Raw genomic sequence first — 20,485 nt, 5'->3', positions numbered from 1 at the left:
CCGGTGCCAGCGTAGGCCCGCCGCCGCGCCCGCGCCCGGCTCAGCTCGCGACGTCGGCGAACTCAGCCGCGGCGGCGCCGGATCCGGCCTCCGCCGAGCGCGCGTCGCGGCGGGCGAGACCCAGCGACACGAAGGCGAGGACGAGGCTCGCGAGCGCCATGGCGGCGCCGACCCAGCCCGCAGACGTCAGCCCGAGGCCCGCGGCGATCGTGACGCCCGCGAGCCACGCCGCGACGGCGTTGCCCATGTTGAACGCGCCGATGTTGATCGCCGAGGCGAGGGTCGGCGCGGCCGCGGCGCGGTGCAGCACGAGGGTCTGCAGCGGCGGGACGGTCGCCATGCCGAGCGCCCCGAGCAGGAACACGTTGATCACCGCGAGGACCGGTTCGTGGGCCGTGAAGACGAAGGCGAGGAGAGCGACGACGAGCGCCGCGAGGCTGCCGATGAGCGTCGGCATGAGAGCCCTGTCGGCCATCCGACCGCCGAACCAGTTGCCGATGAACATGCCGAGCCCGAGCACGATGAGGATCGGGGTCATGGCGGTCTCCGCGAAGCGCGCGACCTCGGTCATGATCGGGGTCAGGTAGGTGAGGGCCGCGAAGACCCCGCCGAACCCGAGCAGGGTCATGAGCAGCGCGAGCAGGACCTGCGCGTCGCCGAGCGCCGTGACCTCGCGGCGCAGCCGCACACCGGCGGGCGTCGGGAGGTGCGGGACGAAGACCGCGAGGGCCGCGATCATCGCGACGCCGAGCACCGCGATGACGACGAAGGTCGCTCGCCACCCGAGCTCGTGGCCGAGCCAGGTCGCGAGCGGGACGCCCGCGAGGTTCGCGAGCGCGATGCCGCTGAACATCACGGCGACGGCCTTCGAGCGGCGCTCGGGACCCGCGAGCTCGGCCGCGACGACGGATCCGATGCCGAAGAACGCGCCGTGGGTGAAGGAGGTGACGACCCGGCCGCCGAGCAGGAGGCCGAAGCTCGGGGCGAACGCCGAGAGCAGGTTGCCGACGGTGAAGACGACCATCAGCAGCACGAGCATGGTCTTGCGGGGGATCCGCACCCCGAGGAGCGTCATGAGGGGCGCTCCGACGAGGACGCCGACCGCGTACGACGAGACGACCCAGCCGGCGACGGGGATCGAGACCTGGAACTCGGCGGCGATCTGCGGCAGCAGGCCGACGGGCACGAACTCGGTCACGCCGACGCCGAAGACGCCGAGCGCGAGGATGAGGAGGGTGACACGCGAGCCGGAATTAGTTGCAGACGCCGTATTTTGATTCACGCTCAGAATAGTACTTGCAAGCGCGGGCTATTGCAATCGTGTAGCATCGACGGTGTCGGAAGGGGCTTCGACATGACGACTTCACCCGCGTCGGCCACCGTGGTCGACGGCCGCACGACCCTGGCGCAGCGCTGGTGCTCGCTCCAGGTCGCGCACGATCGCATCGCCGCGCACGTCGAGAAGCGGCTGCAGCCGGCGCACGGCATCAGCGTGCGCGAGTTCTCGATGCTCGAGGTCCTCGGGCGGCAGCATGACGGCGACGGCGGCCACCTGCAGATGAAGGAGCTCGCCGAGGCCGTCGCGCTGAGCCAGAGCGCGACGACGCGCCTCGTGGCGCGGATGGAGGATCGCGGCCTGCTGACCCGGTACATCTGCACGACCGACCGCCGCGGGATCTACACCGACGTCACCGACGCCGGTCGCGAGCTCCTCGAGGCGGCGCGGCCGCTCAACGACGCGGCGCTCGGCGAGGCGCTCGCCGAGCTCGGCGAGGACCCGCTGTTCGCCGACCTCGTGGGCGTGCTGCGGGGTTAACGCTCGCTGGGCGTGACCGTGAGGTCAGCGAAGAGGGCCTCGGTGCCGACGTCCACCCACAGCGCGATCGCGAGGCGGATCCACCCATCAGGGCCGATGTCGGCGCCCGCCTCGAAGCGCCCGTCGGGGTATGTCGCGCACAGGCGGTCGAAGGGCCACTCGGGGTACGAGAAGTACTGGATCTCGCGCCGTTCGCGCGGAGAGCGGGAGGGTCGTGCCGCCAGCCGTTGAGCAGCCGGGCGTGCGCGTCCTCGAGCGCGTTGTCGCCGACGTGGAACGCGACCCCGGCGAACCCCCGCGCATAGTCGCGCGTCTCAGGTGTCAGGCGGCCGAGCACGTCGACCTCGATGCGTCCCGTGCCGAACTCGATCGGAAGGATCGCGAAGGTGCACTGGTCGCCGTGCTCGACGCCTGGGTTCCCCTGCCGCACGACGGACTCGTCGAAGCGGATCCGCTGACGCGCTGATCCCGCCGCGACGCGCGCCGGTTCGCTCGCGGGCCGGCGCGCGTCAGGTCTCGTTCCAGAGGCCCGTGTAGAACGCGAGGCGCTCGTCGTCGCGCTCGACGCCGTACGCCTCGAGCAGCGTGTCACCCCACCCCTCGCCGTAGTTCCATCCGCAGCTGAGGATCGCGGGCGCGAGGTCGGCCCAGCGATCGGCGACGCCCAGGGCCCCGAGATCGACGTGCGCCGCGACGGATCCGTCGTCGGCGAGCAGCGTGTTGGGCGCGCAGGCGTCGCCGTGGCAGACGACGAGCCGGTCGATCGGCGGGGCGGACCGGAACGCGCCTGGCACCTCGATGCCGCGCTCGGCGGCGTTCGCGACGCGCGACGCGACGCCCCAGTCGAAGGGGCACCCGTCGACGGGCAGCGCGTCGTGCATCGCGCGGAGACCGGATCCGAGGGCGCGCACGGCCGTCTCGGGATCCGCGGTCCACCTCGGCGAGACCGCGTTTTCGCCGGCCACGGCCTCGGTGACGATCCACTCGTGGGCGCCGTCGGCTCCGTGCGCGACGACCCGCGGCACGGCGATCCACCGCGCGGCCCAGGCGAGCCGCTCGGCCTCGTCGTCGACCGACACCTCGGGGTCGCGCGGCGTGTGCTTGACGAAGCGGACCGACGTGCCGCGTTCGATCCGGAAGGTGACGCCGCCGAGCTTGTTGCGCCACACGGGCTCTATCGACCACCCCTGCGCGAGCTCGGCGACCTTCGCGGGGATCTCTGCTGCGTCGGGGATGCTCACGGATCCAGTCTCGCACCGGCGGCGGAGGGGGATCCCTGCCGGGGACTCTCTGCGGGCCCGCGGCGTGCATACGCTGGATCGCATGGACCTGAGTGCCGAGATCCGGAGCTTCCTGATGTCGCGGCGTGCGCGGATCACGCCCGAGATGGCGGGACTGCACCACGTCGCGGGGAGCCGCCGCGTCGCCGGCCTGCGCCGCGTCGAGGCCGCGATGCTCGCCGGCGTCAGCGTCGAGTACTACACGCGCATGGAGCGCGGGAAGCTCGGCGGCGCGTCCGAGGGTGTGCTCGACGCGATCGCCCGGGTCCTGCAGCTCGACGGCGACGAGCGCGCGCACCTCTTCGACCTCGTGCGGCACGCGGGGGCGTCGCCGCTCAGCAGGCGCGAGCCGACCGCGGCGCCGCGCGTCGGCGACGCCGTCCACGCCGTGCTCGACTCGATGAACGTCCCCGCCGTCGTGATCGACGATCGACTCTTCGTCCACGCCGCGAACGAGATGGGTCGCGCGCTGTACCGGCCGATGCTCGACCGCGCGGAAGGGCGGCCCAACTTCGCCCTCTTCGGGTATCTCGATCCCGAGGCGCGCGGCTTCTACCGCGACCTCGAGGACGCGTGGGACCTGACGGCCGCCGTCCTGCGCTCGGCCGCGGGGCGGGCGCCGGGGGATCCGGAGATCGCCGGCCTCCTCGCGCGGCTCTCCCCGCTCCCCGAGTTCCAGGAGCGCTGGGATCGCCACGACGTGAAGCGGCACGCGCAGGGCGTCAAGAAGCTGCGCCATCCCGTCGTGGGCGACCTCGATCTCGAATACAGCGACTTCGCGCTGCCGGGGGATCCGCGCCTCTCCCTCACGAGCTACACCGCGCCCGCGGGCAGCCGCACGGCCGACGGCCTGGCGCTTCTGGGGTCGTGGGCGCGGACCCAGCCCCTTCCCCGCGTGCGCGCCGAGCAGAGCGCGGCGGGCTGAGGCTCAGGCGCCGAACTCGCTCCACAGGAGGAAGATGACGCAGGCCGCGCCGAGCGCCAGCGCTCCGAGCGCCATGATCGCGATCGGCGCCCCGCCGCGCTCGAGCCGCCCCGTCGTCGTGAGCGACGCCGTCGCGCGCCGGTAGCCGATCGTCGTCGTGAAGTACGCGGCGAGGGAGAGGCCGCAGCCGACGACGCCGACGACGACCGCGAGGATCCCGGCCACGTCGAGTGCGAAGCGCATCGCGACTAGGCTGCCGAGGGCGTAGGACAGGCAGGTGCGGCGCCACGCCAGGAGCGTGCGCTCGGGCTGCAGCCCCGGGTCGAAGATCTCGCTCACGGGATCAGGGTGCCGACGACGACGAGCGCGACCGCGACGGCGATCCCGACGACGATGATGAGGCCCATCGGCTGGCCCGGAAGCGGCCGGCCGACGCGCATCGCCTTCTCGGTGCGCGCCCACGAGAGCCACGCGTGCACCGTCGAGAGGAGGCCGACGACGATGAACACAGCGGCGGCTGCGAGGCGCCAGCCGGGCGCCGCCGGGAGGGCGAGCGCCTCGAGGGCGAAGGCCCCCGCGAACATCGCGAGCGCCGTGCGCAGCCAGGCGAGGAAGGTGCGCTCGTTCGCGAGGCTGAAGCGCGGATCCGGCTCCTCGCCGTCGCGGTAGACGCGGCGCGGGAAGCGGTTCATGCGGCCCCTTCGGCCGATCGCGCGGTGCGGATCCCCGCCCCTGCCGCCGACGAGCCGCGCCGGCGCGGCGCCGGGGGCTCGGGTTCGGTCATGGATCCAGGCTAGACGGGCCGAGGCGCGCCCTCCCGGTCGATCTGGTCGGGATCCGGCGCCGCGGACCCGCTCACATCTCGCCGCGGGTGGCCGCCATGCGGGCATCGGGATCGACGCGGGGCAGGATCGCGCGGACGATCTCCTGCAGCTGGCCCTTCTGCTCCTCCGTGAGCGCGTCGAGGACGAGGTTCCGGACGTTCTCGACGTGGCTCGGGGTGGATCCGATCACCTTGCGGCGGCCCTCGTACGTCAGGGTGACCTGCGTCGCGCGCGCGTCGTCGGCCGCCGGGGCGCGCTCGACGAAGCCCCGAGCCTCGAGGCGCTTGAGGGCGTGCGACATGCGGGGGAGCGTCGCGCTGGTGTGGGAGGCGAGCTCGCTGGCCCGCATCGTGTGGCCGGGCGCTCGCCGCAGCACCGCCATCGCGAAGTAGTCGAAGTGAGTGATGCCCTCGTCGCGCACGAGCTGCGCGTCGATCTCGTGGGGCAGGAGTTCGAGCAGCGCCGCGAAGGGGGCCCACGCGCCGCGCTCCTCGTCGGTGAATCCGCGCTGTCTCGTCATGTCCCCGATTCTACGGAATAGTTGCGCGGTCAAGTTTGTTGAGACAGAATAGTTGCACCTACAACAAAAGGAGTCATCATGGCGACCATCACGATCTTCGGCAACGGCGGCTACGGCCAGGCGCTCGACGCGACCCTCTCGAAGGGCGGCGCGACCATCCAGCACATCGTCTCGTCCCAGAAGGACGAGCAGGTCGAGGGCGACCTCGTGATCCTCGCGGTCCCCTACGCCGCCCTCGAGGTCATCGCCGACACCTACGGCGAGAAGCTCGCCGGCAAGGTCGTCGTCGACATCACGAACCCCGTCGACTTCGACACCTTCGACGGCCTCACGGTCGACGCCGGATCCTCGGCCGCCGCCGAGCTGCAGGCGAAGATCCCCGCCGCGCGCGTCGTCAAGGCGTTCAACACGAACTTCGTCGCGACCGTCGCGTCGGGCGAGATCGCGGGCGAGCCCACGACGGTGCTCGCCGCCGGTGACGACGCCGACGCGAAGGCGACGCTCATCGAGGCCGTCACGGCCGCCGGCCTGCGCGGTGTCGACGCCGGTTCGCTCAAGCGCGCCCGTGAGCTCGAGGCCCTCGGCTTCCTGCAGATGACCCTCGCCGCCGGCGAGAAGACGAGCTGGACGGGTGGCTTCGCGCTCACCAAGTGACGCCCGCCGCTCGCTGAACGGCCCGCCGGAAGGACGTCCTTCCGGCGGGCCGTTGCCTGTTCGCGGCCGTTTGCGCCCCGTCCGGCCGCGCGAAGGGTGAATGGCCGCCGGAGGTTCGCGCTTTGCGCGGTGGATCGCCCGGCGTGGTGCTGCATGGCCGCCGGGAGGTCGCGCTTCGCGCGGGTGGATTGCTGAGAAGTGCCGGATGGCCGTGTGGGGTGTCGCTTTCGCGCGGGGATGCCCTTCGCGCGGCCATTGGATCCCCAAACACCCGCGCGAAGGGCGCGTGGCCGCCTGAGGTTCGCGCTTTGCGCGGTGGATCGCCCAGCGCGGGCTGCATGGCCGCCGGGAGGTCGCGCTTCGCGCGGGTGGATTGCTGAGATGTGCCGGATGGCCGCGCCGGGTGCCGCTTTCGCGCGGGGGATGCCCTTCGCGCGGCCGTTTGCGCCCCGTCCGCCCGCGCGAAGGGCGATTGGCCGCCGGAGTGGTGACGCACGCGCGGGAGTTCATCCGGCGACTGGTGGAGCGGCCGTCGGGAGGTCGCGCTTCGCGCGGCGGAGTGCTGCGACGTGCCGGACGGCCGCGCGGGGTGCTGCATTCGCGCGGGGATCGCCCCATGTGCGGCCATTGGATCCCTCATCAGCCGCGCGAAGGGCGAATGGCCGCCGGAGGGGTGACGCACGCGCGGGGAATCACCCCGTGACAGGTGGAATGGCCGCGGGAGGTCGCGCTTCGCGCGGGCGGATCGCTGGATACTGCGAATGGCCGTGTGGGGTGCCGCGTTCGCGCGGGGATTGACCCTTGTGCGGCCGTTTGCGCCCCATCCGGCCGCGCGAAGGGCGATTGGCCGCCGGAAGGAGGACCCCGGCGCGGGGATCAGCAGGCGGCGTACGCGTAGTCGGGATCGCTCTGGGCCACGAGGTCGCGGTCGCGGAGGATCGCGAGGGGCGCGCGATCGTCGGACGCGCAGACCGCGTCGAAATCGACGTCGGTGTCGGTGTACTCGATCTGCAGGACGTGCTCGCCGTAGGCGTCGGCGTAGTCGCCGCACTCCTCATAGAGGCCGCACTCCTCGGCGATCGCGAAGTCGAAACCGAGGTCGCGCGCCCACCCGGCGATCTCGGCGGCGTTCTTCTGGCCGATCGCGAGCCCCGCCTCGTGCGCGACGTCGATGTACTCCCGGGCGAGCGCGATGGCGTCGTCCTCGTCGATCTCGTCGAAGCGCGTGAAGGTGTCGAGGTTGTCGATCTCGGCGGCGTCGAAGCCCGCCTCGGCGCACCCCTCGATCATGGGCGTGATGACGGGGAGGATCGCGCTCGGCGCAGACGGATCCAGCACGAACTCGTCGGGCCAGTCGGGATCGACGACGGGCTCCCCGTCGGCGTCGTGCAGCAGCGCGTCGTCGTCCCATTCCTCGCCCGGCTGGGTCTGGAACCCGTTGACGTAGCAGACGCTGTAGGCGCCGTCGAGGGGATCCGCCGTCGCGTCGCGCACGACGACGTCGATCGCGGATCCGTCGGCGAGCGCGTCGTCGGTCGCGCCCAGCTGGTAGTCGAAGACGCCGGACGTCGACGGCAGCTCGGCGGCGGACGCGGCCGGTGCGGCCGAGCACGCCGCGAGCGCGAGGGGGACGAGGGCGAGGGCGGCGGAGCGGATCACGGTCCGCACGATACGCGAGCGCACGCTACGACACGTCGCGGACGCGGATCTCGAACAGGGCGGCGGCCGCGGCGACGGCCTCGCCATCGGCGGCCGCTGTCGGGAAGCCCGCCGGCAGCGACGCGAGCACCTCGGTGACGATCGCGCGGCGACGGGCGGAGCGGCGCGCCGCCGGGAGCGCCTGGAGCCGGCGCTGCAGCTCGTCGTTCGCCGCGGGCGCGAACACCGCCTCCCAGCGCTCGCGCTCGACCCCCACCGTGTGGCCGGTCTCCGGCGCCGCGGGGAGGGAGGCGCGCAGGGCGGCGGTCGCGTCGCGGTCCACGACGGATCCATCGAACACGACCCCGTACACATCGTGGGCCTGCGCGGCGGTGACGAACCCCGCCTCGACGTCGGCCGCGACGGCTTCGACGTCGCGCTCGAGCGGGTCGCCGTAGCCGCCCGCGCCGGAGGTGCGCAGCACGACCCGGTCGCCGGCCCGGAGCGGCCGGACGTCGACGATCGACAGGCGCTCCTCGTCGGCGCGCCCCTCGTTCACGATCAGCTCGGTCGCGGCGCCCGGCTGCCCGCCGGCGAAGCCCCACGGACGGAACCGCAGCCGCTCGAGGCCGCGCGCGAGGAGGGATCCGTCCTCGAGGGCCTCGAACTCGAGCTCGAGCCCGGATCCGCCGCGCCACCGGCCGGCGCCCCCCGAGTCGGGCCGGGTGGCGTACCGCAGCACGCGCACGGCGACGTCGGACTCGACGACCTCGACGCTGTTGTTCGAGAGGTTCGAGATCCCCGAGTCGCGTCCGTCGACGCCGTCGTGCCCGAAGCGCGCGCCGGTTCCGCCGACCATCGGCTCGACGACGTCGATGCGGGATCCGTCGACGGCTGCGAACACGAGCGGGACGACGAGGCCGCTCGACGCGGCGGGGAGGACGCGGGGCGCGGCCTGGATCAGCGCCCCCGACACGACGTCGTTGACGCGCGACGTGGTCGCGTGGCGCACGCCCGTCGCGGCGGATCCCGTCGCGTTGAGCAGCGTTCCCTCGGGCGACGAGAAGCCGATCGCCTCCATGATCCCGCCGCCGAAGGGGATCTCGGGGTCGAGGGTGCCGGCGAGGGCGAAGATCCGCGTCACGACCCACGAGTGCGCCTCGCCGAAGGTGACCATGTTGAGCGCGGCCTCGACCTGCGGATCCGTGCCCGCGAAGTCGAGGTGCACGTGGCCGTCGTCGACCGTCGCGGTCACGACGATGCGCAGCGGGGTCGGCCCGACGCCGTCGTTGTCGAGATAGTCCTCGAAGCGATAGGTGCCGTCCTCGAGCGTGCGCAGCGCCGCCCGGGCGCGCGCGGCCGCCTGGGCGCGGGCGAAGGAGCCGACCTCGGCGAAGCCCGAGGCGCCGAGCTCGTCGCTCAGCTCGGCGACGCGGCCGCGGCCCGTCGCGAGGGCGGCGAGCATCGCGTGCAGGTCGCCGCGGTTCGCGTCGGGCGTGCGCGAGTTCGCGGCGAGGAGCGCCTCGACCTCGGGCACGATCTGACCGCGCCGCACATACCGCAGCGGCGGGACGCGCAGCCCCTCGGCGTAGACCGAGTCGTTGACGACGCTCACCGACGACGGCACGCGGCCGCCGACGTCGGACACGTGGACGAAGGCCCACCCGTAGCCGATGAGCTCGTCGCCCGCGAAGTAGGGCGCGATCGCGTGCACGTCGGGCAGGTGGGTCGAGAGACCGCGCGAGAGGTACGGGTCGTTCGTCAGGAGGACGTCGCCCGGCTGCAGCGGCTCGCCGCGGGTCGCCTCGGCGATCGCGGGCAGCAGGTCGAGGCCCAGGAAGCCCGACACGCCGACGTGCTGCGGATACGCGATGAAGCGGCCCGACAGATCGGCGATCGCGGTCGCGAAGTCGGCGGCGTCGCGCACGTAGAGGCTGCGGCTCGCGCGCTGCAGCGTGAGCGACATCTCCTCGACCGTCGCCTGCACGCGCGTCAGCGCGACATCCTTCTGGGTCGTGCTGAGAGTCACTTGCCCGCCTCCGACGTGAGCTCGATGCTGCCGGCCTCGGCGATCCGCGCGGTCCAGCCGGCGGGGACGAGGACGGTCGTGTCCGGTCGTTCGATGACCGCCGGTCCGGCGACGGCGGGGACGGATCCCTCGGCGTCGACCACGAAGACGCGCGCGGGCGCGGGGGATCCGTCGTAGCGGACCTCGCGCGCCGAGACCTCGCGGAACCCGCCGCCGGCGGATCCCTGCGCGACACGGCCGAGCGCGACCGTCATCGCCACCCGGACGGTGCTGCTCGTGATCGCGGCCGCGTCCTCCGTGAACCCGTAGACGCGCTCGTGCTGCGCCGTGAAGCGGTCGAGGATCGCGCTCTCGTCGATCTCGGGCAGCTCGCCCGAGTCGACCTCGGCGCCGAGCGACACCTCGAGCGTCGTCGGCTGCCCCGCGTAGTGCAGGTCGGCCGAGAAGGCGAGGACGGCGCGCGCGCCGGGCTGGTTCTCGTCGAGCCACGCGGCCGCTTCGCGCCGCAGCGCCTCGGCGGCCTCGCGGAGCGGATCCGCCCCGCCCGTCACGGCGACGCGCAGGGTCTGCGCCCCGTCGCGCCGGACGGGGGCGATCGACGCGCCGAGCGCGCAGAACGTGCCGGCGGCCGCGGGGATGAGGACGCTTCCGATCCCGACCTCGCGCGCCAGGAGGGCGGCGTGGGTGGCCCCCGCGCCGCCGAACGCGACGAGGCTGAACTGCTCGGGGATCTCGCCTCGGGCCGCGAGCACGCGCCGGAGTCGTGAGGCCATGCCCGCCGACGCGATCGTCAGGGAGGCGTCGAGCACGCCGTCGGCGGTGGTGCCGAGGCGGGCGCCGACGGCCGCGAGGGCGGCGGTCGCGCGCTCCGGCCGGAGAGGGAAGGATCCGCCGAGGAAGTGGGCGGGGTCGATGATCCCGGCCTGGATGTACGCGTCGGTCAGCGCGGGGCGCTCGCCGCCGAGCCCGTATGCCGCCGGGCCGGGGACGGCGCCGGTGCTCTCGGGGCCCACCCGGAGGACCGTCTCGGCGCCGCCGTCGTCGGCCCAGATCACGGATCCGCCTCCCGCTCCGATCGCCGAGACCTCGACGACGGGCATGATGAGCGGGTGCGGGCCGATCGTCGCGCTCGTCGTCAGGACGGGGGCGCCGCCGCGCAGGACACCGATGTCGCTCGAGGTGCCGCCCATGTCGAAGGTCACGAGGTTGCGGTCGCCCCACGTCGTGGCGGCGGCCGAGACGCCGGAGGCGGGGCCGGAGAGGACCGTCTGGATCGGCTCGGCGATCGCGGCGTCGATCGACACGGATCCGCCGTTCGACGTCGAGATGTAGAGGGGCGCGTCGACGCCGAGCCCCGCGAGCCGGCGCCGCAGCGACGTGAAGTAGCCCGTCATGAGCGGGGTGATCTGGGCGTCGAGGATCGCGAGCGTCACGCGCTCGTACTCGCCGGCCTGCGGCCACAGCGCGGCGGCCGAGCGCACGGGCACGTCGAGGTCGTCCGCGAGCGACGCCGCGACGCGGGCCTCGGCCTCGCGGGCCGCGTAGCCGCCGATGAGGCTCACGACGACGACCTCGGCGCCCGAGGCGCGGACCTGATCCGCGATCCCGGCGACCTCCGGCTCGGCGCTCGCGGATCCGGCCGCGTCGAAGCGGGCGTCGACCTCGAAGACCCGCGAGCGGGGGATGATCGGCGGCGTCGGGTTGGCGTGCAGGTCGAAGCTGCGCGGCAGGCGCGCGCGGGCGATCTGCAGGACGTCGCGGTGGCCCGTGCTCGTCACGAGCGCCGCGCGGGCGACGCGGCCCTGGAGGATCGCGTTGAGGCCGATCGTCGTGCCGTGGGTGATCGCGGCGACGGCGCCCACGGGGATCCCGAGCTCGAGGAGGCCCGCGAGCCCGTTCTCGACGCCCTCGGACGGGTCGGCCGGGGTGCTCGACACCTTGTGGGTGACGGCGTCGCCGAGGCGCCAGGTCTCGCCGTCGCCCGGGACGGCCACGAGGTCGGTGAAGGTGCCGCCGACGTCGATGCCGATGCGCCAGGACGGGGCCGAGGGGAGGGAAGTGATCACAGGAACCTCGAGATGTGGACGGTGCGATCGAGGATCGCGATCGTCGCGACGCTGACGACGAGGAGCAGGGTCGAGACGGCGGCGACCGACGGCTCGAGCTGCACCTGCACAGCGGAGTAGATCTGGACGGGGACGGTCGTGGTGTCGGATCCCGCGACGAACACCGACACCGCGACCTCGCCGAGCGAGATGACGGCGGCGAGGAAGGCCCCCGCGACGACGCCGGGGACGAGCTGGGGGACCGTGATCGTCAGGAACGCGCGGAAGCGCGACGCCCCGAGGACGCGCGCGGCGTGCACGAGGCGGCGGTCCAGGCTCGCGGCGCTGACGGCGGCGACGCGCACGCAGAACGGGAAGACGACGATGAGGTGCGCGATGACGATGCCGACGGCGGATCCGCGCAGCCCCAGGCTCTGGAACTGGTACATGAGCGCGAGGCCGACCATGATCCCGGGGACCGCGAGCGGCGAGAGGAACAGCACGTTGAGCGCGCGCTGGCCCGGGAAGCGGCCCGCCCCGATGGCGTAGCCGCCGAGCGTGCCGATCACGACCGCGATGGGGGCGACGACGACGGCGAGGATCAGCGAGGTGCCGACCGTGCCGAGCCAGTCCGGCGAGGTGAACACCTCCTCGTACCAGCGCAGCGAGAAGCCCTGCGGCGGGAAGCGGAAGTTCGACGCCGACGTGAACGAGCTGACGGCCACGACGACGAGCGGCAGCAGCAGGAACGCGCAGACGAGGATCACGGGGAGCGCCCCCGCGACGCGGGCGAGGGGCGAGCGGCGCAGGCCGCGCCGGCGGTTCTCAGGCATGGGCGCCTCCCTTCCCGGCGAGCCGGCCCACGAGGCCGATGAGGCCGCAGCCGACGAGCGTCACGACGAGGAGGACGAACGCGAGCGCCGCGGCGCCCGGCTGGTCGAAGCTCGTCATCGCCTCGGTCTGGATCCGCAGGCCCGCGAGCGACTGGTTCGCGCCGCCGACCATCATCGGGGTCACGTACACGCCCATCGACAGCGAGAACACGAGGACCAGGGCGGCCACGATCCCCGGGGACGAGAGCGGCACGATCACCTGGAAGAAGGTCCGCACGCGCGAGGCGCCGAGGACGGCCGACGCGCGCAGCAGGTCGTCGTCGAGCGCGCGCAGCGACGCCGAGAGCGCGATGATCGCGAACGGGAGCATGACGTGGACGATCGCGATGAACACCGTCCACGGCGAGCGCAGGAGCGACGCGGGCTCGCCGCCGAAGGCCTGGATCACGGCGTTGACGGGGCCCTCACCTCCCATGACGACGCGCCATGCGAACGAGCGCACGACCTCGCTCGTGAGCAGCGGCGAGAGCGCGATGACGAAGACGACGCTCTTCCCGAGCCGCGACGTCGTGCGCGCGAGGTACCAGGCGACCGGGAAGGCGAGGACGAGGCAGGTCGCGCTCACGCGCACGGCGAGCCAGAGGCTCTCGACGACGGATCCCCAGAGGTAGTCGGTCGTGAACACCGTCGCGTACTGCTGCAGCGAGAAGCCGTCGAGCGCGTTGTTGAGGTCGTCGGTGGGGCGCAGGCTCAGGACGAGCAGGCCGACGATCGGGACGAGGAACGCGAGGACGACGAAGACCGTCGGGACGATCGCCGAGACGAGGCCCGGGTGGCGGTCGACCGCGCGGGCGGAGCGGGCCGCCACGATCAGCGACCGCCGATCGCGATCGGATCCTCGTCGGCCCACGTCAGCCCCACGGCCGAGCCGGGCTCGATGCGGGTCTGGGCGTCGGCGGGCGACACGAGCAGCTCGGTCCCGTCGGCGGCGCGGAGCCGGAACTCGTAGCGCTCGCCCGCGAAGCCGGCCGACAGGACCTCGGCGGCGACGCGGCCCGCTCCCGGCGCCGTCAGGTGCAGGTGCTCGGGGCGGAAGGCGAGCGCGTCGGCGCCGGCGGGGATCGTCGCGTCGGCGACGCCGAGGACGGATCCGTCGGCCGCGACCGGGACGACGTTCGCGGCGCCGACGAAGTCGGCCGCGAACCGCGTGCGGGGCGCGCGGTAGAGCTCCTCGGGCGTGCCGAGCTGCTCGAGCCCGCCGTTCGCGAGGAGGGCGACGCGATCCGACATCGCGAGCGCCTCGGCCTGGTCGTGCGTGACGAAGACCGTCGTCGTGCCGACCTCGCGCTGCAGCTCGCGCAGCTCGTGGCGCATCTGGCGGCGCAGCTTGGCGTCGAGGTTCGACAGGGGCTCGTCGAGCAGGAGCACGCGCGGGCGCGTGACGAGGGCGCGTGCGATCGCGACGCGCTGCTGCTGGCCGCCCGAGAGCTGGCGCGGCATGCGGCCGGCGAACTGCTCGAGGTCGACGAGGCGCAGGGCCTCGCGCACGCGCTCGAGGCGCTCGGCCTTCGGGACGCTGCGGATCCGCAGGCCGTACTCGAGGTTGCGTTGCACCGTCATGTGCGGGAAGAGCGCGTAGCTCTGGAACACGAGGCCGGCCTCGCGCCTGTTCGGCGGGAGGTCGGTGACCTCGCGGCCGTCGATGCGGATCGACCCGCGCTCGACGCCCACGAAGCCCGCGAGCGCGCTCAGCAGGGTCGACTTGCCGCAGCCGGACGGTCCGAGGATCGAGACGAACTCGCCCGCCTCGATCGTCAGCTCGGGGAGCTGCAGGACCGGATCCCCGCCGTAGCCGACGGCGAGGTCGCGTATCTCGATGCGCCCCTTCTGGGCGCCGGCGGCGTCGCTCACTGGAAGATCTGCTGCCAGCGGGCCTGCAGGTCGCTGAGCTCGGGGGCGATGACCGAGTAATCGACCCACACGAAGTCGTCGTAGGCGCCGGCGCCGTGCGTGATCTGGTCGGCGAACTGCTCGGAGTACTCGTTCTGGTCGTTCGACGCGGCGTACCAGGTGCCCTCGGAGAAGGTCGGCTGGTAGGTGCTCGACGCGACGTAGTTCAGGAACTCGTACGCGAGGTCCTCGTGCTCGGTGCCCTGGGCGATGAACATCGAGGTCAGGGCGCCGACGGATCCCGACGCGGGGTAGGCGTAGCCGATCGGCTCGCCGTCGTTCGCCTGGACGAACGCGCGGCCGTCCCAGTGGGCGGCGATCCACGCGTCGCCGTTCGACAGCGCCGTCTCCACGCTCGTGCCGTCGGCCGGGAAGGAGCTCGCGCAGTCGGCGATCGACTGCAGCTGGTCGAACGCCCAGTCGACGTCGTCGGGGTTCGTGATGGATCCGCCGTGCTCGTTGATGAGGCCCGCGAGGAACTCGACGCCCGTGTTGAAGGTCAGGGGCGAGATCGCGACGTGCCCGCAGTACTGCGGGTCGAGGAGGTCGGACCAGTCGGTCGGGGCCTCGTCGACGAGGTCGGTGCGGTACGCGATGCCCGTCGATCCGACGGTGAGGGGCACGCCGTACTGCTCGCCGTCGATGTCGCTCTGCGCGACGAGGGTGCTGTTGAGGTCGCTCCACTCGTCGATGCGCGAGGTGTCGAGCGGCTCGACGACGCCCGCCGAGACGGCGTTGGGGATCACGTTCGGCGTGAAGGCGACGAGGTCGTAGGCGGGGGTGCCGCCCTGCGTCGAGCGCAGCGCCGTCAGCCAGTCGGCGGGGCTGCCCGGCACTACCTCGACGTGGGCGCCCGTCGCCTCCTCGAACGGCTGGATGAACGCCTTGTCGAACGAGTCGCCCCATGACCCGGCGTACACGGCGACCGTCAGGGTCTCGCCGTCGCCGGAGGCCGACGAGGACGAGCCGCCCGAGCACGAGGCGAGGAGGGCGATCGAGGCGACCGAGGCGGTCGCGGCGAGGGCGATGCGGGAGAAGCGCTTCATGGGATCACATTCCGTCTGCGGGGACGTCGGGGTATCGATCGTCCCACGCGTAGTGGCGTTCGAGGGAGCGGCCGAGGCGCAGGAGCAGCTCCTCGCTGCGCTGCGGGCCGATGAGCTGGCTGCCGATCGGCAGCCCGTCGGAGTCGACGTGCGTCGGCAGGGTCAGCGCGGGTGCGCCGATCATGCTCGCGACCGTCGTGAAGGCGAGAGTCTGCTCGTAGACCGCGCTCGTGCGGGAGGGCGCGTTCGCGGTGAGCTCTGCGAGGACGACGCCGATCCGCGGTACGCGGGTCGCCGACGTCGGGGTGAGCACGGCGTCGAGGGCGCCGAACATCTCCTCCGACGCGCTGCGGGCGAGGCGGCGGGTGCGGATCGAGGCCCGCACGTAGTCGGCGGCCGAGAGTCCGTCGGCCTGCGCCATGACGCGGCGGATGTACGGCTGGAGCCGCTCGGGCTCGTCGAGCGCCGTCTGCTGCAGCCATGCGGGGATGATGACCGACGGGTAGATGTCCATCAGCTCGGCGCCGGCCGCGGGCGCGGGGATCCGGACGACGTCGTGCCCGAGCGAGCGGAGCACGCCGGCCGTCTCCTCGACGGCGGCGGCGACCTCGGGGTCGACGGGGATCGCCGGGTCGAAGGCCTCGGTCAGGAGCCCGATGCGCATGCCGTCCGGGGCATGTTCGAGATCGGCGACGGCGTCGATGCGCTCGCCGCGGGGCGGCGCCCAGCCGTGCGGATCGGGGGCGCTGAGCTCGCGGACGAGGATCGCCGTGTCGCGCACGTCGCGGGTGACGACGCCCTCGGTGGATCCGCCCTCCCAGCCCTGCACGCGCTGCGGGAGCGCTCCGCGCCCGGGCTTCAGGCCGACGAGGCCGCAGAACGCCGCGGGGACGCGGAGGGATCCGCCGCCGTCGCTCGCGAGCGCGGCGGGGACGATGCCGGCCGCGACCGCGGCGGCCGGGCCACCGCTGGATCCGCCGGGCGAGCGCTTGAGATCCCAGGGGTTGCGGGTGGCGCCGTAGAGCGGGCTCTCGCAGGAGGTGGTCATCGCGAGCTCGGGCGACGCGGCGCGGCCGACCTGGACGAGGCCCGCACGGAACGCCGCGGCGGGCAGGAGATCGGTCTCGTCGGCGGGGCGGTCCGAGATCGCCTCCGACGCGCGCCGCCAGGGCTGGCCCGCGATCTGGAAGGTGTCCTTGACCGTCACGGGGACGCCGGCGAGGAGCGGGGCGTCCGCCGCCGCGTCCCACGCGTCCGCCGCACGGCGGGAGGCGTCGTCGTCGCGCCAGACGAGGGATCCGATCGGCCCGTCGAGGGCGTCGGCGCGCTCGATCGCGTCCTCGACGACGGCGCGCGCTGTGGCCGTGCCGGAGCGGAGGGCCTTCGCCGTCTCCGCCACGCTCAGCGGTGAAGGGCGATGGTGCATCACCCCGATTCTACCGGCGGGGGTGCGCCGCGATCCGGCCCCCGCGTAACAGATCGACGCATGTCCGTGATCCGCTCCGCATAGGCTCTTTCCGTGACGACCCCCGCACGCACTCTCTGGGCCGACGAGGCGATCCGCCTCATCGAGGCCGACGGCAACCGCAGCGCCGACACGCACCTGCACGTGTTCCCGCTGCCGTCCGAGTGGGGGATCGACCTCTATCTCAAGGACGAGTCGGTGCACCCGACGGGATCCCTCAAGCACCGGCTCGCGCGTTCGCTGATCCTCTACGGCCTCGTCAACGGCCTCATCGGGCCCGAGACGACGCTCGTCGAGGCGTCGAGCGGCTCCACCGCGGTGAGCGAGGCGTACTTCGCGCGCATGCTCGGGCTCGACTTCGTGACCGTCGTGCCGCGCTCGACGAGCGACGAAAAGGTCGCGCTCATCGAGTTCTACGGCGGGCGCTGCCACTTCGTCGACGACCCCACCCGCATGTACGACGAGGCGGCGAGCATCGCGTCGGGGAGCGGCGGCTACTACCTCGACCAGTTCACGCTCGCGGAGCGCGCGACCGACTGGCGCGGCAACAACAACATCGCCGAGAGCGTCTTCTCGCAGATGGCCCTCGAGCGCTTCCCGATCCCGTCGTGGATCGTCGTCGGCGCGGGAACGGGAGGCACGAGCGCGACGTTCGGCCGCTACGTCCGCTATCGACGGCACGACACCCGCGTCGCGGTCGTCGACCCCGAGAACTCCGCTTTCTTCGGCGGCTGGTCGACGGGCGACCCCGGCTTCACGACGGGCGCGCCGAGCCGCATCGAGGGCATCGGGCGGCCGCGCATGGAGCCGTCGTTCATCCCCTCCGTGATCGACCGGATGATCCCCGTGGCCGACGCCGGCTCGATCGCGGCCGCGCGCCTCCTCCGCGAGATGACCCGGCACTGGGCCGGCGGATCGACGGGCACGAACCTCGTCGGGGCCTTCCGCGTGATCGCCGACATGCTCGCGGCGGGCGAGCGCGGCAGCGTCGTGACGCTGATCTGCGACGGCGGCGAACGCTACGAGGGCACCTACTACTCCGATGAGTGGGTCGCGGAGCACGGGCTCGACCTCGCGCCGCACCGGGCCGCCCTCGAGCGCTTCCTCGCGACGGGCGAGCTCGCGTAGTGCCCGACGTCGACCTGCTGACGCTCCTCCTGCTCGTCGCCGCGGGGCTCCTCGCGGGCTGGGTCGACGCCGTGGTCGGCGGGGGCGGGCTGATCCAGCTGCCCGCCATGCTCCTCGTCCCCGGGATCACCCCGCTGCAAGCGCTCGCGACGAACAAGATCGCGAGCATCATGGGCACCTCGGCGGCGGCCATCACCTTCGCGCGGCGCGTGAAGCCCGACCCGCGCACGGCACTCCCGCTCGCGGGGATGGCCCTCGTCGGCGCGATCGGCGGGGCGATGATCGCGTCGTTCATTCCCGCGGATGCATTCGATCCGATCATCCTCGTCGTGCTCATAGCCGTCGGGGCATTCACGGTCTTCAAGCCGCAGATGGGCGTGCACACGACGCAGCGCTGGCACGGCGCCCGGCACGTCGTCGCCGCGGGCGCAATCGGGCTCGGCGTGGGTCTCTACGACGGCGCGCTTGGGCCGGGGACGGGATCATTCTTCGTCATCCTGCTCGTGAGCGTCCTCGGCTACGCGTTCATGCCGGCGTCTGCCCTCGGCAAGATCGCGAACTTCTGCACCAACCTCGGCGCGCTCATCTTCTTCATCCCCACGGGCCACGTGATCTGGACCCTCGGCCTCGCCGTCGGCGCCGCGAACCTCGTCGGCGGATACCTCGGCGCGCGCATGGCCGTCTCGAAGGGATCCCGCTTCGTCCGCGTGGTCTTCATCGTCGTCGTCGCGGCGCTGATCCTGAAGCTCTCCTTCGACATGATCAGCGGTTCCTGACTCCGCGGGGAGCCCGAACTACCCTCGTTCACATGGGTGAGGACCGCAGCACGGGGCGCATGTTCGAGGGGCTCAAGCGAGCGCTCTGGAGCGACCCCGCCCGCCGCCCGATGACCGAGGCGATCCCGATCATCGACGACGCCTTCGCGCAGCGGATCCTCGACCTCGCGATGCGGATCGCCGAGGCGCTGCTGTCGGTCGGCGCGTCGGCGAAGGACACCGTGGTCGCGGCCCTCCGCGTCACGACGGCCTACGGCCTCCGGAGCGTCCACGTCGACATCACGTTCAACTCCGTGACGATGTCGGACCACCGCGACGGCACGGGCGATCCCATCACGCTCATGCGGGTCGTGCGGTCGCAGGCCGCCGACCACGCCAAGCTGCAGCGGCTGCAGGGCCTCGTCGACGACATCGACGGCGGCATGAGCCTCAACGACGCGACGCTGCGCTTCCATGCCATCCGGCGCATGCCCTTCCTCTACCGCACGGCCGTCACGGTCGTCGCGAAGGCGCTGCTCGCCGTCGCGGTCGCGCTGATGTTCGGCGGAGGGTGGGTCGTGCTCGGCGGCGCGTTCGTCGCGGGCCTCGGCGTCGCGCTCGCGCAGGAGGGCCTCGCGAAGGCGCGCGTTCCCGCGTTCTTCAGCCAGATCGCCGGCGCCGTCGTCGTGACCTTCGTGGGCCTCGTCTTCGCCTGGCTCGCGAGCATGGACGTCCCGGGTTTCGTGGGCGCGCGCCCGAGCCTCATCGTCTCTTCGGGCATCGTCCTCATGCTCGCGGGCGTCGCGATCGTCAGCTCCGCGCAGGACGCGATCGACGGGTTCTCCCTGACGGCGGGCGGGCGCATCCTCGACCTCGTCGTCATGACGATCGGGGTCGTCCTCGGCATCGTCGTCGGCCTGGAGGTCGCCTCGCACCTCGGCTTCTCCTTCGAGGTCCCGAGCGAGGCGATCCCGTTCGGATCCGTCGCCGGGCAGCTCGCGGGCGCCCTCATCATCGCGGTCGCCGTCGCTCTGATGAACGGCGCGGGGATCCGGATCATCCTCGTGAGCGCGGCCCTCGCGGGGATCGCCTGGGGCGCGTCGTACCTCGTGTCGTCGTTCGGCGACACCCCGACGGCCGCGGGCGCGTTCGGCGGGGCGCTCGTCGCGAGCCTCGTCGGGTCGATGCTCGCCGGCCGCCTGCACGTGCCGTCCGTCGCGGTGACGACGGCCGCCATCATCCCCATGGTCCCCGGATCCGCGGTGTTCCGCGGTCTCCTCGGCGTCGTCGAGTCGGGCACCGACGTCGACCACCTCATGGTCGCGTTCGACTCGCTGTTCCAGGCGGCGATGATCGGCCTCGCGCTCGCGGCGGGCGCGACGCTCGGCGTCTTCCTCGGCACGCCGATGCGGATCCGCCTGCGCGGCCGCCGCGTCGCCCGCACCGCGGCGCCGCGCGCCTCGGGGGCCGGCGGCACCTCGGTCATCGACATCATCCCGACCCGGCCGATCCCGACCGACGCCGACGACGAGGCGCACACGCTCACGCGGCCGATGGACACGGCCGGCGAGGGATAA

Annotated in this window: 20 protein-coding genes; 7 read left to right on the top strand and 13 right to left on the bottom strand. The window is 73.0% G+C overall.

Annotated elements, in window-relative coordinates; all coding sequences use genetic code 11:
- Positions 1-40: 40 nt before the first annotated feature.
- Complete coding sequence (locus tag H576_RS0108995; protein ID WP_084502606.1) at positions 41-1,282, bottom strand: MFS transporter; 1,242 nt, start codon at positions 1,280-1,282, stop codon at positions 41-43.
- A 72-nt stretch (positions 1,283-1,354) separates the two neighbouring features.
- On the opposite strand from H576_RS0108995, the gene H576_RS0108990 reads away from it, so the two are divergent.
- Both H576_RS0108990 and H576_RS0108985 read left to right on the top strand, forming a co-directional pair.
- Positions 1,355-1,816: a MarR family winged helix-turn-helix transcriptional regulator gene (locus H576_RS0108990; protein ID WP_051172514.1), complete on the top strand. Its 462-nt coding sequence runs from the start codon at positions 1,355-1,357 to the stop codon at positions 1,814-1,816.
- Between the two features lie 241 nt (positions 1,817-2,057).
- Entirely contained in the window at positions 2,058-2,282 is a 225-nt protein-coding gene (locus H576_RS0108985; RefSeq protein WP_156888189.1) for a hypothetical protein, read from the top strand.
- Positions 2,283-2,325: 43 nt separating this feature from the next.
- Here the strand turns inward: H576_RS0108985 and H576_RS0108980 are convergent, their stop codons facing one another.
- The gene (locus tag H576_RS0108980; RefSeq protein ID WP_029150659.1) at positions 2,326-3,057 is read right to left on the bottom strand and encodes an aminoglycoside 3'-phosphotransferase; all 732 of its coding nucleotides are present in this window, start codon (positions 3,055-3,057) and stop codon (positions 2,326-2,328) included.
- A gap of 82 nt (positions 3,058-3,139) precedes the next feature.
- Between H576_RS0108980 and H576_RS15105 the strand changes: the two genes are divergently transcribed.
- The gene (locus H576_RS15105) at positions 3,140-4,021 is read left to right on the top strand and encodes a helix-turn-helix transcriptional regulator (RefSeq protein ID WP_036320151.1); all 882 of its coding nucleotides are present in this window, start codon (positions 3,140-3,142) and stop codon (positions 4,019-4,021) included.
- Between the two features lie 3 nt (positions 4,022-4,024).
- Here the strand turns inward: H576_RS15105 and H576_RS0108970 are convergent, their stop codons facing one another.
- The 3 genes from H576_RS0108970 to H576_RS0108960 form a co-directional block, all read right to left on the bottom strand.
- A complete protein-coding gene (locus tag H576_RS0108970) occupies positions 4,025-4,360 on the bottom strand; it encodes a DUF202 domain-containing protein (protein ID WP_029150658.1) in 336 nt (111 codons plus the stop codon).
- Positions 4,357-4,713: a YidH family protein gene (locus H576_RS16715; RefSeq protein ID WP_036320148.1), complete on the bottom strand. Its 357-nt coding sequence runs from the start codon at positions 4,711-4,713 to the stop codon at positions 4,357-4,359. The genes H576_RS0108970 and H576_RS16715 overlap by 4 nt, the downstream gene beginning before the upstream one ends.
- Before the next feature lie 163 nt (positions 4,714-4,876).
- The gene (locus H576_RS0108960; protein ID WP_029150656.1) at positions 4,877-5,365 is read right to left on the bottom strand and encodes a MarR family winged helix-turn-helix transcriptional regulator; all 489 of its coding nucleotides are present in this window, start codon (positions 5,363-5,365) and stop codon (positions 4,877-4,879) included.
- A 78-nt stretch (positions 5,366-5,443) separates the two neighbouring features.
- Here H576_RS0108960 and H576_RS0108955 point away from each other — a divergent pair, with 78 nt between their 5' ends.
- Positions 5,444-6,019, top strand: a complete 576-nt coding sequence (locus H576_RS0108955; protein ID WP_029150655.1) for an NADPH-dependent F420 reductase — start codon at positions 5,444-5,446, stop codon at positions 6,017-6,019.
- A gap of 876 nt (positions 6,020-6,895) precedes the next feature.
- On the opposite strand, the gene H576_RS0108950 is transcribed toward H576_RS0108955, so the two are convergent.
- The 8 genes from H576_RS0108950 to H576_RS15090 are packed head-to-tail and all read right to left on the bottom strand — an operon-like array spanning position 6,896 to position 16,986.
- Positions 6,896-7,678: an endo alpha-1,4 polygalactosaminidase gene (locus H576_RS0108950; protein ID WP_029150654.1), complete on the bottom strand. Its 783-nt coding sequence runs from the start codon at positions 7,676-7,678 to the stop codon at positions 6,896-6,898.
- 25 nt (positions 7,679-7,703) lie between these two features.
- Positions 7,704-9,686 (bottom strand): hydantoinase B/oxoprolinase family protein, encoded by a 1,983-nt coding sequence (locus tag H576_RS15100; protein ID WP_051172512.1) that lies wholly within the window; start codon positions 9,684-9,686, stop codon positions 7,704-7,706.
- Positions 9,683-11,752 carry a hydantoinase/oxoprolinase family protein gene (locus tag H576_RS0108940; RefSeq protein WP_051172510.1) on the bottom strand — a complete coding sequence of 690 codons (2,070 nt, stop codon included), beginning with the start codon at positions 11,750-11,752 and terminating at the stop codon, positions 9,683-9,685. Before H576_RS0108940 ends, H576_RS15100 begins: the two co-directional genes overlap by 4 nt.
- A complete protein-coding gene (locus H576_RS0108935) occupies positions 11,749-12,564 on the bottom strand; it encodes an ABC transporter permease (RefSeq protein ID WP_051172507.1) in 816 nt (271 codons plus the stop codon). The genes H576_RS0108940 and H576_RS0108935 overlap by 4 nt, the downstream gene beginning before the upstream one ends.
- On the bottom strand, positions 12,557-13,432 hold the full coding sequence (locus H576_RS15095; RefSeq protein WP_051172505.1) for an ABC transporter permease: 876 nt from the start codon (positions 13,430-13,432) through the stop codon (positions 12,557-12,559). Before H576_RS15095 ends, H576_RS0108935 begins: the two co-directional genes overlap by 8 nt.
- 2 nt (positions 13,433-13,434) lie before the next feature.
- A complete protein-coding gene (locus tag H576_RS0108925; RefSeq protein ID WP_051172503.1) occupies positions 13,435-14,475 on the bottom strand; it encodes an ABC transporter ATP-binding protein in 1,041 nt (346 codons plus the stop codon).
- Entirely contained in the window at positions 14,472-15,560 is a 1,089-nt protein-coding gene (locus H576_RS0108920) for an ABC transporter substrate-binding protein (RefSeq protein ID WP_029150650.1), read from the bottom strand. Before H576_RS0108920 ends, H576_RS0108925 begins: the two co-directional genes overlap by 4 nt.
- A 4-nt stretch (positions 15,561-15,564) precedes the next feature.
- Positions 15,565-16,986 (bottom strand): amidase, encoded by a 1,422-nt coding sequence (locus H576_RS15090; RefSeq protein WP_084502598.1) that lies wholly within the window; start codon positions 16,984-16,986, stop codon positions 15,565-15,567.
- A gap of 93 nt (positions 16,987-17,079) precedes the next feature.
- Here H576_RS15090 and cds1 point away from each other — a divergent pair, with 93 nt between their 5' ends.
- Genes cds1 through H576_RS15085 form a run of 3 tightly spaced genes read left to right on the top strand, consistent with a single transcriptional unit; the run spans position 17,080 to position 20,485 of the window.
- Positions 17,080-18,153: an L-cysteine desulfhydrase Cds1 gene (gene cds1, locus H576_RS0108910; RefSeq protein WP_029150649.1), complete on the top strand. Its 1,074-nt coding sequence runs from the start codon at positions 17,080-17,082 to the stop codon at positions 18,151-18,153.
- The gene (locus tag H576_RS0108905) at positions 18,153-18,929 is read left to right on the top strand and encodes a TSUP family transporter (RefSeq protein ID WP_029150648.1); all 777 of its coding nucleotides are present in this window, start codon (positions 18,153-18,155) and stop codon (positions 18,927-18,929) included. The genes cds1 and H576_RS0108905 overlap by 1 nt, the downstream gene beginning before the upstream one ends.
- Before the next feature lie 32 nt (positions 18,930-18,961).
- Entirely contained in the window at positions 18,962-20,485 is a 1,524-nt protein-coding gene (locus tag H576_RS15085; protein WP_245559153.1) for a threonine/serine exporter family protein, read from the top strand.

Origin of the sequence: Microbacterium indicum DSM 19969 (genome assembly GCF_000422385.1) — a bacterium.
Taxonomy (GTDB): domain Bacteria; phylum Actinomycetota; class Actinomycetes; order Actinomycetales; family Microbacteriaceae; genus Microbacterium; species Microbacterium indicum.
This window is presented reverse-complemented; position numbering and strand designations above follow the sequence as displayed.

Bases quoted from the DNA above. Each gene is read 5' to 3' on its own strand.
- H576_RS0108990 (WP_051172514.1), top strand. From the start codon at position 1,355: ATGACGACTTCACCCGCGTCGGCCACCGTGGTCGACGGCCGCACGACC.
- H576_RS15105 (WP_036320151.1), top strand. From the start codon at position 3,140: ATGGACCTGAGTGCCGAGATCCGGAGCTTCCTGATGTCGCGGCGTGCG.
- H576_RS16715 (WP_036320148.1), bottom strand. From the start codon at position 4,713: ATGAACCGCTTCCCGCGCCGCGTCTACCGCGACGGCGAGGAGCCGGAT.
- H576_RS0108960 (WP_029150656.1), bottom strand. From the start codon at position 5,365: ATGACGAGACAGCGCGGATTCACCGACGAGGAGCGCGGCGCGTGGGCC.
- H576_RS0108955 (WP_029150655.1), top strand. From the start codon at position 5,444: ATGGCGACCATCACGATCTTCGGCAACGGCGGCTACGGCCAGGCGCTC.
- H576_RS0108935 (WP_051172507.1), bottom strand. From the start codon at position 12,564: ATGCCTGAGAACCGCCGGCGCGGCCTGCGCCGCTCGCCCCTCGCCCGC.
- H576_RS0108920 (WP_029150650.1), bottom strand. From the start codon at position 15,560: ATGAAGCGCTTCTCCCGCATCGCCCTCGCCGCGACCGCCTCGGTCGCC.
- H576_RS15090 (WP_084502598.1), bottom strand. From the start codon at position 16,986: ATGCACCATCGCCCTTCACCGCTGAGCGTGGCGGAGACGGCGAAGGCC.
- H576_RS15085 (WP_245559153.1), top strand. From the start codon at position 18,962: ATGGGTGAGGACCGCAGCACGGGGCGCATGTTCGAGGGGCTCAAGCGA.